Below are 12,002 nucleotides of genomic sequence, written 5' to 3'. Positions count from 1 at the left end.
TTTTAGAAGAATGGGTATATTTTGTCTTATTAATTTATTATTTAACTAAAACTTTAAACGAAGTGAGGCGTTAAGTATGGCAACAGAAGCGACAAGTAAACGAAATTTAAAACCATTATGGATAGTTTTAGCGTTTGCAGCACTCATTACCATTGTTTTACTTCCAAATAGTGGTGGAGATCTTCCCGTTGTTGGACAACGAGCATTAGCTATTTTAGCATTTGCCGTTATATTATGGGTAACCGAAGCGGTAGCCTATCCGGTTAGTTCTGCAATGATATTAGCTGCCATCGCTGTTTTATTAGGTTTGGCTCCGAGTATGGAAGATCCTTCCGTACAAATGGGCACTAAAGAAGCGTTAAAATTAGCGTTAGGTGGATTTAGTAGTTCCTCGGTTGCGTTAGTCGGGGCTGCATTATTTTTAGCAGCTGCCATGCAAATAACGAACCTTCATAAGCGTATTGCACTGTGGGTTTTATCATTAGTTGGAACAAAAACGAAAGCATTAGTAGTAGGGGCTATTTTAGTAGCAATTGTATTAGCTTTTGTTGTACCAAGCGCGACTGCTCGTGCTGGTGCAGTTGTCCCTATTCTATTAGGGGTTGTTGCGGCCTTTGGATTATCTAAAGAAAGTAGACTTGCAGCGTTGTTAGTTATTACCGCTACCCAAGCTGTTTCAATTTGGAATGTGGGGATTAAAACTGCTGCAGCGCAAAACTTAGTAGCACTTGGTTTTATTAACTCTGAATTTGGAGTCGATATTTCTTGGGGCAAGTGGTTTATGTATGCCGCGCCGTTTTCAGTCATCATGTCCTTCGTATTATTCTTTGTTATGATTAAATTAATCAAACCCGAAACGGATAATATAGCTGGCGGAAAAGAAATTATCCGTAAGCAATTGCAAGATCTTGGTCCTTTAAAACGCAAAGAAATTACTTTAATCATCACTTCTGTTCTACTATTATTCTTCTGGTCAACAGAAGGAAAATTGCATCCATTTGATACGACAACGATTACCATTTTAGCTATTGCCTTTTTATTGACACCTAAAATTGGAGTATTTAATTGGAAAGAAGCTTCTAGCCGTATTGACTGGGGTACATTGATTGTTTTTGCAGTCGGTATTTCACTTGGAACGACTCTTTTGGGTACAAAAGGTGCAGCCTGGCTGTCTAATACGATTTTCGGCTCACTTGGCTTAGAGACGATGCCTATTATAGCTACCATAGCATTAGTTACTGTTTTCAATATTGTCATTCATTTAGGTTTTGCATCTGCGACAAGCTTGGCTTCTGCCTTGATTCCCGTATTTATCGCATTGGCCATTAGTTTACCGATGCCTTTAGAAAATCAAATTGGTTTTGTACTAATCCAGCAATTTGTTATTTGCTTCGGATTCCTATTACCAGTAAGCGCACCGCAAAACATGCTTGCTTACGGTACAGGCGCATTTACAACAAAGGATTTTTTGAAGTCAGGTATTCCGCTAACAATCGTTGGTTATATTTTAATACTTCTTCTAAGTGCAACGTACTGGAAATGGATTGGACTATTATAATCGACTTCAAGTAAAAAATTGACTAGAATAAGCTTAAAGGATCATTCCTTTAAGCTTTTTCTATTACATACAAAGGGAGATGTTCATGTGGAAACGAGAGAATTGTTACGTAGTCACTCATCTGTTCGTAAATATACAGGTGAAGTAATTTCAAAAGATACAGTCATTGATTTAATTGAGACTGCTCAAATGGCAGCAAGCTCGCACTTTGTCCAAGCATATAGTGTTATATGGGTAACGGATGATGAAAAGAAAGCAAAACTAGGTGAGCTATCCAAAAACGAATTCCAATTCCAAACAGCTGGCGCCTCATTTTTATTTTGCGTAGACTTCAAGCGATTACAAGCGGCTGGCCAAAAGCATGATGTTAACATTGTCACAGACTCAGCAGAAAACGTGCTTGTAGGTGTTGCAGACGTTTCACTATTTGCTCAAAACTTCGTTGTGGCAGCAGAAGCAATGGGCTATGGTATTTGCTATATTGGCGGTGCACGTACAAATCCAAAGGAAATCAGCGATCTGTTCAACTTGCCGGAAAATGTATTTCCGCTATTCGCTATGACAATCGGGACACCTACAAAACGAAACGAAACAAAACCGCGTTTACCAGTAGATGCCGTGTTGCATGAAAACAGCTACAACGTTGAAAAGTATGACGCTCTTCTAGATGAATACGATGCAACGATGGAAAGCTACTATGCGAGCCGTTCTTCTAATCAAAAAATGGCTACATGGACAAAGCAAATGGCAGACTTTTTAATCGAACAAAAGCGGCCTCATATGAAAGATTTCCTAGCTTCTAAAGGATTTAACTGGAAATAAAGGAATATCTAAAGAGGCTGGGATAAAATGAAAAACATCTATTTTTTCAAAGAAAAAATAGATGTTTTTCTGCTTCTGCCAGAATTGATTTCCGTTACGGGGACGCTTTCCGGGGGCACGGCCTGAGCCTGTAGTCTCAGTCGTCGGTGCTCCTGCGGTTACTCGTCGCAAAATAAATTTTGCTGTTCCCCCAGGAGTCGCCCCTTCACTCCAATCAATTCATATAATATCAATTCCTTAATAAGAATATTTCCCTTATACAAAGAAATTTCTACTTTTGTCCCAGCCCCTTTTTATTTTTCCCCAACGTTATCACTGGATCCTATTATACTAGAGGAATTTTTGATGTTAGTTCTTTCTATATAAGAATAATGGTAATTAATTTTATTGCTGTAGTTAATTCGATCTTTAATACCTAAGATTTTTTTATTATGTTTTGTTAAAATATTGTTACAGCAGTAGTAAAAGGGAGGAATTAAAATGACCCCTAGTTTTGTAGCAAAATCCTTGGAACGTCAACATTTAAAAACAGTGCGCAAACATTTGTTGCAAATAATCGATATTAACACTGCACTAAGAGATGTCCACAATCATATTGCATCACATATTAATAAAGAAAAATATGAAGCAATCACTGCTTATGTCAATCAATATATTTCCTATACACATATTTGGCAGATTAAGTTTGTTTGCAATTTGGAAGATCCGGAAGTGGCGCTATTGCAAATTTTCCACTTACATTACATTCTCGAACGCGAACAAGCAGAGAAATTTGCGAAAGAGCGTGCAATTTTAAAAGAACAACACGATAAATTCCTTTCAATTACACTTTATTCAGATAATCATATTGAAGAACGCTATAAAAAAATGATGCAGTTTATTCAAGAGTATTAGAAATAGTAGGTTTTCAAAAAACAAGTTCACCTAAAAATAAAGGAGCGATGCCGAAATTACGGCATGCTCCTTTATTTTTATTATAGTCCTACAATCTGCAGTGCTTTTACAGGTTGGAAATCTTCCCCTGTTTTTGAATATGTCAGCACTACTTTATCGCCTTCCTGCAAGTAGATTGCAAAAGGTGCTGTTTCTGAACTTACAATGAAGTTTTCCCCAGTTGTCGTTAAGAACGTCACAATTGTGAAATCCCCTACACGTTCTTTATAAACACGGACAACTTCTGATGCCAACTGTGCTTCCTCGGCATTCGAAGAGCCATCCACCGTACTTCCGCCTCTGTTGAGTGCTGTTTTATATAATCTTAACGCTTCATTAGGCGTTGTACCGAATGCTGAAATTTCCGGATTAGCCGCGGAAACGATGAAATAGTTTTGTAAAAAGCCATTTGCATCTAAAACAGCCGATAGCCAGCTTGCTTCACCATAAAAGTTATAAAGAATCGGCATTTCACCGTTCCATTCTTTTTCGATGAATTTTTTCTCAATTATATCAAGAGCCCCTCGCGAATCCATGTAGGACTCTTCCAAATTCCCTGTATAATAAGTTGCTTCACCTGTACTTGCATGCGTCAATGCATAGCCAAGCATTGAATCAACACCCTCTTTAGGGCTAGTGAAATCAGTGAAATAATACATTTCTCCATCTTCCATAAAGATTGGGCTTACATTTGCTTCAGTACCTTCATCACTCGGTAATTTTACATCCTTTTTACCGACGAGACTATTCCAAAAACCGTGCACATAGTTTCCGTAGTAACTGTTCTGCAAGCTTACTGTCTCTGGAGATACTGCGCCATCGATAAATTCCGGAACGTCTGCTGTTGCAATCCTTTCAGATTGACCTGTTTTTGCATCGACAAGTACAATACCTTTTACGTCAAAGCCGTTACGCGCAGAAATAAATTCCCCGAATGATCGAATGTAATAAGGATGACCATCTTCGTCGATTTCCAATTGTGGATCACCGTAAAAAATCAACGTTGGATAATTTAATCGAATGTGGCGTTCCAGATTTTTATTGAAGTATGCCGATGGAACATAGCTCATTTCCGATTTAATAAATTTCGGATTATCACTAGAATCTGTCGCACTCATTGTGAAATAACCTGGTGTCGTTTTTCCATTGAACCATTTAAATACACCGGAAAATTCTACAGGTGCGATATACACATACTTATCATTTACTTTTTGAATTTGTAAGCTTCCTAATTCATAGTAGCTTGTGTTTGGTACTTGACCAAATGCTTTTTTCATTTTGTTTCTAACGAATTGCGGTGGTACACTTGCCGGTGTTTTCGTCTCATCAAACGGCGAAATTTCAGTTTGCTCTTTCATTTGAGCAGATTCAAATTTCTCATCAGCGTTAAAAAAAGGTGCGCTTACTAAATAACCTATTCCGATGATTCCAACAAGCACGATGGCTGATTTTATTTTTTGTTCAACACCGACTGCAAATATTGCGCCTGCAATCGCCACTACGGGTAATACATATAAAAATATTGTCCAGCTTAGATCAATTTTAGATATATAAACCGTTAAAAACACTGAAATAAAACTTAAAACAAATGTTGTGATCCCTAGTATGGAAAATGTTTTTGTTGATAGTTCATCATTTTTAACTTTTTTTGTTAGCGGTACTAAAAGTAATGTTATTAAAAGTGAACCAATTGCCGTTATTAGCAATAACTGTCCCATATTACTCACCTCTCTCTGTACTCTTTACGAATAAGCTAAAAAAAAGATTCATAAACATTAGGAAAAATCCATTAGACGAATAAAAAAGCTAAATATTATATTTTTGTTTGGTAAAATATTCAATAAATAGTTTTATATACTATAATACGAGTGTAGAGCTTAATTATGATCATTATAGAAATTTCTACTTGTTCTGCCCTTTTTAATATTATTTCAGGAGGTAAATGGATGGCACGTAAAATACTAATTATTTTGTTCTTTGGTCTTGGTCTATATTATGTTTTTCTTTTTCAGACGATTGATAGTTCGTTGAAGATGGTATTTAAATTGTTGCCAATGATTTTATTAATTGCGCTCGCCTATTTAACAAAAGTTCCTGTTAAATCACGTTATTATTGGCTTATACTAATTGGTTTAATCTTCTGCGCGATTGGTGATTATACATTGCAATGGTTCATCATCGGGCTGAGCTTTTTCCTAACGGGGCATATTTTTTATATTTTTGCCTTCCGTTCTACGAATAAGGCAACAACACCGCTTTATGTGAAAATTATTTTAGGTTTATATGGAGCTGTTATGATGGTTTGGATTGCGGGGAGTCTTTTCCAAAAAGGTGATACGGTTTTGGCAATTGCGGTAACAGCATATATTTTAGTCATTTTGACAATGGGTTGGACTTCGTTTCGTACAGGAAGTGTCTTTGCAATTATCGGGGCAGCCTTATTTATTGCGTCCGATTCCATTTTGGCAATCAACCGCTTTATGTTTGAAGTTGCCTATGCACATGAGCTTATCATGTTCACTTATTATGCTGCACAGTTTTTCTTAATGCTCAGCATTGCTCAATACTTCAAAATTAGTTCAAAAACCGAAATAAAGAGTGTACAATAAAAGCAATATGTATATAGGGGGTCTTTTTCATATGAAAGAAAAAGTAATTGAACGTTTAGTACGCTATGTAAAAATCGATACACAATCAGATTTCAACTCAGACACAACACCTTCCACAATGAAGCAGTTTGATTTATTAAATGTATTAAAGGACGAATTAGCGGAGATTGGCTTAACAGAGATTACATTAGATGAAAACGGCTACCTTTTCGCAACACTTGAATCAAACACAGATAAAGAAGTTCCGACACTTGGCTTTTTAGCACATGTTGATACAACATCTGACTATACAGGGACAAATGTACAGCCACAGCGTATCGACAACTATGACGGTGAAGCAATTACATTGAAAAATGGCTTGGTGATGGCACCAGACTACTTCCCGAATTTAAAAAACTATGTAGGTCAAACATTAATTACGACAGATGGAAATACATTACTAGGTGCAGATGATAAAGCCGGCATCGCGGAAATTATGACGGCGATGGAATACTTAGTTAAAAACCCAGAAATTAAGCACGGTAAAATTCGTGTTGCCTTTACACCTGACGAAGAAATCGGGCGTGGACCACATAAGTTCGATGTGGAAAAATTCGGCGCTGATTACGCCTATACAATGGACGGCGGACCATTAGGGGAATTACAATATGAAAGCTTTAATGCTGCTGGTGTAAAAGTAACGACGCGCGGTACGAATATCCACCCAGGATCAGCAAAAAATAAAATGGTCAACTCGATTACAATGGCCATTGAGTTCCAAAACGAAATGCCTAAAGATGCTGTTCCTGAAAAAACAGACGGCTACGAAGGCTTTATTCATTTAATGCACTTTAATGGTGGCATTGAAGAATCATCGATGTCATATATTATCCGTGACCATGACCGCGCAAAATTCGAAGAGAAAAAAGCGTATATGGCAAAGATAGGGCAAGAAATGCAAGCAAAGTATGGTAAAGAGGCAATCACTGTAGCAATTGAAGACCAATATTACAATATGGGTGAAAAAATTGAGCCTGTTATGGAAATTGTCGATATCGTAAAAGATGCCTTTTCTAAATTTGATATTACTCCAATTGTAGAACCAATTCGTGGTGGTACAGACGGTTCTCAGCTATCATACATGGGCTTGCCAACGCCAAACATTTTTGCAGGCGGAGAAAATATGCACGGAAAATATGAATTCGTATCAGCGGAAACGATGGAAAAGGCTACAGAAGTCATTATTGAAATCGTTCAGCTGTTTGAACAACGCAACTAAAATTAATGGAGCGATTGAACTCGCTCCATTTTTTTATATACTTAATAGACGGAAAATTATAACTATTCAGGTGGTGTGAAATGAAGGAGATATTCATTGGCATTTTAGCTTCATTATTTTTTGCTGTTACGTTTATTTTAAACCGTTCCATGGAACTGGAGGGAGGCAGCTGGCTTTGGAGTTCTTCCCTTCGTTACTTCTTTATGGTCCCCTTTTTAATAGCAATCGTGGCTATTCGAGGGAAAAATGGATTTCGGATTTTATCAAATGAAATGAAGGAAAGCCCCGTTGCATGGGTTGGATGGAGTTTTATAGGCTTTGTACTATTTTATGCCCCTCTTACATTTGCTGCTGCGTATGGACCCGGGTGGCTCGTATCGGGTACATGGCAATTTACCATTGTAGCTGGTCTACTTCTTGCACCACTTTTCCTTTCCACCATTGACGGAAAGAAAGTTCGGGCAAAGATACCACTGATATCGTTAAGTATTTCGGGCATTATTTTAATCGGTATTTTTATGATACAAATCCCACAAGCACAAACTGTTTCAACGCAAAGCCTACTTCTTGGAACAATTCCTGTCATTATAGCTGCCTTTGCTTATCCACTCGGCAATCGAAAAATGATGGCACTTTGCGGCGGAAGAGTTGATCCATTCCAACGTGTGCTCGGTATGACAATTGCTTCTTTACCAATTTGGGTACTACTCGCAGTTTATGCTTTCTTTACAGTTGGTTTACCATCTGCCAGTCAACTGTACCAATCACTTCTTGTGGCGGTATCATCCGGTGTAATTGCTACTGTATTATTTTTTATCGCTACTGACCGCGTACGACATGACCAAGGGAAACTTGCCGCTGTAGAAGCAACCCAATCCATCCAAGTTCTTTTTGTGGTAATGGGTGAAATGATGTTACTTAATGCCCCGTTACCAAAGCCTCTCGCTTTAGCAGGTTTAGCTGTCATCATCATTGGATTGCTCATTCATAGTTATCATACAGTACTAGTAAATAGAAAAAGATTACAGCTGAAAAACGAAAATGGGTAGCGACAGTTTTTGTCACTACCCATTTTTTATAATCCCCATTGCCATACGCCTGTCTGATCTTTATACATTTTAAATACATATTCCCCTACCCCTTCACGACCATATTGGTAGCGAATTTCTACTTCTGTGTCGGATAGATACGTAACACTGCGGTAAGACGCCTCTAAAAACAGCTCCCCTAAGCGATTGGCATGCGGAAATGCACTATCTTGGGCGGACAATCTTTCACTCATTGTTCCTTCTCCAAAAATCTGGTCATATAAATATAAATCGAAATATTGGTCCGGTGTATAGTCATTTGATAACTCAAAATAAATGGAATCCGTCTTATTTTGCTGAGCCAACCCTACTACTTCCCCATAAATTTTATGCACAGCGGTAATCGTTCCTGCCTGCAAAGTATTTTCAGCTGGGAAATGATTTACTAAAAAATATTCCCGTGCGTTCAATAATTGGTCATAGCCGCCTGCAATCGTATTGCCGTTATCCTCATACAATGCCATTAGTTCCGATTGGACAGGCTTCCCATTCACTGTTAGCTTGCCGTTCTGCAAAACGACCCGGTCTCCCGGCACAGCGATCACTTCATAGTAGGCATTTTCATAAATAGGCAAATGACTGCTCGTATTTGTCATCGTTCGAACAATATCGCCTGCTTTATATACGACCTCATCAAATAAATTAGATTGTCGTTCAATAACCGTATGATAAAGTTCCTCTTTCCCTGCAATTGAAAAGGAATCCTTATCGATATATTGTAAATCTGTTAATTCTTCAAGCACTGGTAGCTGTGCAAAAGCATCATAATTAATTGTAGAAAGTTGCTTTGATTTTTGAAGGGTAGCGATTTGCGCCAAATCATCAAGCGGATCATAAGGGACACCCCGCCCTTCATTTGCTGAATTTTGGGTAAAAGGAGCTGCTGTCATAAATAGGAATACCGCAACCGCTGCAACCGCTGCTGTCACTACTTGCACATGCCATGAACGCTTTGTTTTTGGTGTCGTTAAATCATTTTTTACACGCTGTTTTATTCGGCTTTCCTGCAAGTTTGTATCACCCATCATGTCTTCCAGCTGCTTTTTAAATGGATCCATGCATCATCCCTCCATCTCCTCTTCGTTAAAAAACTCTTTTAATTGTTGCTTTGCTCGGCGCAGACGCGTTTTCACCGTATTTTCATTAAGCTCTAAAAATAATGCAATTTCCGCAATCGACTGCTCGTTATAATAATATAAAATGAGTGGCTCACGGTATTTCAGTGGTAGCTGGAATAACTTTTGTTCGAGAGAAGCGAGCTGCTGTTTTTGTATGATTTCTTCATCCGCACCCTTTGTCTGTGCAAAAACCGTATCGAAGAAAACATCCTTTTTATGTTTCCACGAGCGTAAATAGTCTTTTGCCCGGTTGGCAGTCATTTTAGTTAAATACGTTTTCAATGATGATTCGTTGCGAAATTGATCACTCTTTTGATAGTATGTCACAAATACTTCCTGTACGATATCCTCGGCGGTAGCCCAATTTTTCACGTACAAATACGCGATGCGCACTAAATAACGCGTATGCTCATCTAATATGGCATCAAAATCTTTCATATTAGCTATTAACACCTTCTATCTATCTATTTTCAGAACACCCCCTTTACATAGGAAGTGAACTGTTCATATGTTTTCTTTTCTGTTACCCCAAAACGATTTACTTCATAATTTGATTGCTCAATATTTGCATAGCCTTCATTTGTCGTAAAGCCGATTAATAGCCCGACTTCCTTCATCGCTTTAGCCATCTCTTCATTATAATGACCGAAAGGATACGCTAACGATGTCGCATTTTTAAGCGTCGCAACATTTCGCTTTAAGTCCGCTGCAATTTCAGAAGCCGACAGTTCAAGTGCTACACCAAGCCCTGTTTCACTATTGAGGCGATGCAAACCATCTGTATGAGCCTCATAATAAAATACATCTGCTAATTGTTCCATCTCATATTCCGTAAAAAACTGAAGTGGTCCTTCACTATTAAAAACCTGCTCGCCTTCATAACGATTCGTTCGAGAGGAGATAATATGCTGTACTGCTGTAAACCCATGTTTCTTTAAAATTGGGTAGGCATACTCCTTCGTCGATAGAAGACCATCATCAAAAGTAATAAGTACCGAATTGGTTGAAAGAATTTGGCGACCTTCCAAATAATCGTAAAGCTGTGCTGTTGTAATTGTTTCAAATTGCTCCTCGGCCAAAAAGACCATTTGCTGCTCAAATGATTCAACCGAAACAGTACTCGCCTCTGTCACCATCTCTTCTTTCGGTAAAATATGATGATACACTAAAACCGGAATACCTTCATCTATTTCAACTGATTGACTATGTATATAACCCGCACGCTCGCCAATTTTCACAATAAACCAATCCCCTATTTCTCCCACTATCGGAAAGCGAAATCCTTGTTCAAGCTGAAGCATAACCGCGCTATCAAAGCTTGTTTCTTCATAAACAGCCACTCTTTCGTCTGCCTTGACTGAACCTGTCACCTCTTTATTAAGTAATGCTTGAATTTCCCGTTTTTCAACGGTTGCACTTCCCTTTTTTATAAATGTCGTTATTTTACCGAACCGCAATTCATAAAAAAGCTCATCTTCACTTGCAATGGCAAAAGATGCACCTGGCTGCACAGTTCCAATTTCAACAAGTGCCTTCTCTTTTATATAAATTGGCTGTGCTTCTTCTATAAGAAGAACTTTTTCAAACAGATGTGTCGCTTGTTCAATTTGAAATTCATTACCCACTTGAACAACGTCGTTTTCATTAGCGACAGCCCTTTCGATATTTTGACCAAAACTTTTATATTGAATTGCTATCAATAATACACAAGCAGCAAATACCCCTACAGTAATAACCTTTTTCATAATTTCCTCCGTTAGCTTTTCTTTTAAAGCAACGTACAGACGGAAAAATTCAAAATTAGTTTCAAAAGTTTTTATTTTTTTTTTGCAACAAAAATACCCGTATCAATTTGCTGATACGGGTAACGGGTCTTCCAAAAAGGAAGTAAACTAGATGAAAAATAAAGGGTGAAAAACTCAGAGTCTGACACACTGTCAAACTTACATTCTAAATGAGGGGGTTTAGAATAATATTTTCTGAGCTAACTAGCTCCTGGAGAAAGCGGTTAGCTCAGACTTATTTGTACTGTATTACAAATAAGCTCTTGCTACATTTATAATGATAATGATTATCACTATCATTGTCAATATAATTCAAAAACTTTTTAAGTATTTCTAATAGAACGACGGTATTGGAACTGTTTCCATTGAAAATGAATAAAGCAACCTACACAAAACCCTAAAATCGCAACAAATGATGCTACTGCCACCATTATTGTAAAACTATAGGCAACGATTGGAAGTTGGAATACAAATCCTAGTAATCCCCCTGCTAAACAAATACTAGCAATCGTCGAATTAAACTTTTGCTGAGCAACATCTTCAGGAATATAGGATTTTAAATCTTTCGTTAAAAATAACCTGGCTATTCGCATAATCGGATTAAATCCAGTAAAGATACCAAGTAAATTCGCTATTAAAGGAATTGCTAAAAGCCAGTATTGTCCCGTCACCCATGTTAATATGACAGAAAGAAAAATAGTCCATTGATTTACTCGAACTAACGGTCTTGGAATAGAAATAGGTTTCATTTTAAAACCAACCTTTCTTATATGTTTAGTTTATAGTAGCGTTTTTGCACTCGTTTGTGAAGAGAAATGTTATAGTAAAAGTA

11 protein-coding genes are annotated in these 12,002 nt (G+C 37.7%); 6 read left to right on the top strand and 5 right to left on the bottom strand.

The window, feature by feature from the left end; translation table 11 throughout:
• Positions 1 to 76: 76 nt before the first annotated feature.
• The 3 genes from MHH95_RS06035 to MHH95_RS06025 all read left to right on the top strand — a co-directional run bounded on the left by MHH95_RS06035 (position 77) and on the right by MHH95_RS06025 (position 3,274).
• The gene (locus MHH95_RS06035; protein WP_340726772.1) at positions 77 to 1,558 is read left to right on the top strand and encodes a DASS family sodium-coupled anion symporter; all 1,482 of its coding nucleotides are present in this window, start codon (positions 77 to 79) and stop codon (positions 1,556 to 1,558) included.
• Positions 1,559 to 1,645: 87 nt separating this feature from the next.
• Complete coding sequence (nfsA, locus tag MHH95_RS06030; protein ID WP_191701251.1) at positions 1,646 to 2,380, top strand: oxygen-insensitive NADPH nitroreductase; 735 nt, start codon at positions 1,646 to 1,648, stop codon at positions 2,378 to 2,380.
• Positions 2,381 to 2,860: 480 nt separating this feature from the next.
• Positions 2,861 to 3,274 carry a hypothetical protein gene (locus MHH95_RS06025; RefSeq protein WP_339214910.1) on the top strand — a complete coding sequence of 138 codons (414 nt, stop codon included), beginning with the start codon at positions 2,861 to 2,863 and terminating at the stop codon, positions 3,272 to 3,274.
• An 80-nt stretch (positions 3,275 to 3,354) separates the two neighbouring features.
• On the opposite strand, the gene MHH95_RS06020 is transcribed toward MHH95_RS06025, so the two are convergent.
• Positions 3,355 to 5,031 carry a hypothetical protein gene (locus MHH95_RS06020; protein WP_340726771.1) on the bottom strand — a complete coding sequence of 559 codons (1,677 nt, stop codon included), beginning with the start codon at positions 5,029 to 5,031 and terminating at the stop codon, positions 3,355 to 3,357.
• A 228-nt stretch (positions 5,032 to 5,259) separates the two neighbouring features.
• On the opposite strand from MHH95_RS06020, the gene MHH95_RS06015 reads away from it, so the two are divergent.
• From MHH95_RS06015 to MHH95_RS06005, 3 genes are all read left to right on the top strand, one after another.
• Positions 5,260 to 5,922, top strand: a complete 663-nt coding sequence (locus MHH95_RS06015; protein ID WP_340726770.1) for a lysoplasmalogenase — start codon at positions 5,260 to 5,262, stop codon at positions 5,920 to 5,922.
• A 31-nt stretch (positions 5,923 to 5,953) separates the two neighbouring features.
• A complete protein-coding gene (gene pepT, locus MHH95_RS06010) occupies positions 5,954 to 7,180 on the top strand; it encodes a peptidase T (RefSeq protein ID WP_191701255.1) in 1,227 nt (408 codons plus the stop codon).
• Between the two features lie 80 nt (positions 7,181 to 7,260).
• A complete protein-coding gene (locus MHH95_RS06005; RefSeq protein ID WP_191701256.1) occupies positions 7,261 to 8,229 on the top strand; it encodes a DMT family transporter in 969 nt (322 codons plus the stop codon).
• Positions 8,230 to 8,255: 26 nt separating this feature from the next.
• Here the strand turns inward: MHH95_RS06005 and MHH95_RS06000 are convergent, their stop codons facing one another.
• From MHH95_RS06000 to MHH95_RS05985, 4 genes are all read right to left on the bottom strand, one after another.
• Entirely contained in the window at positions 8,256 to 9,326 is a 1,071-nt protein-coding gene (locus MHH95_RS06000) for a S26 family signal peptidase (protein WP_340726769.1), read from the bottom strand.
• A 3-nt stretch (positions 9,327 to 9,329) separates the two neighbouring features.
• Positions 9,330 to 9,824 (bottom strand): sigma-70 family RNA polymerase sigma factor, encoded by a 495-nt coding sequence (locus MHH95_RS05995; RefSeq protein WP_191701331.1) that lies wholly within the window; start codon positions 9,822 to 9,824, stop codon positions 9,330 to 9,332.
• A 32-nt stretch (positions 9,825 to 9,856) separates the two neighbouring features.
• Entirely contained in the window at positions 9,857 to 11,131 is a 1,275-nt protein-coding gene (locus MHH95_RS05990; protein ID WP_191701258.1) for a polysaccharide deacetylase family protein, read from the bottom strand.
• Positions 11,132 to 11,493: 362 nt separating this feature from the next.
• On the bottom strand, positions 11,494 to 11,919 hold the full coding sequence (locus MHH95_RS05985; RefSeq protein WP_191701259.1) for a DUF4395 domain-containing protein: 426 nt from the start codon (positions 11,917 to 11,919) through the stop codon (positions 11,494 to 11,496).
• Between the last annotated feature and the right edge of the window lie 83 nt (positions 11,920 to 12,002).

The sequence above is a fragment of the Solibacillus sp. FSL K6-4121 genome (genome assembly GCF_038002585.1).
GTDB classification, from domain to species: Bacteria; Bacillota; Bacilli; order Bacillales_A; family Planococcaceae; genus Solibacillus; species Solibacillus faecavium.
The sequence above is the reverse complement of the archived record's forward strand: the minus strand, read 5'-3'. Positions and strand labels throughout refer to the sequence as shown.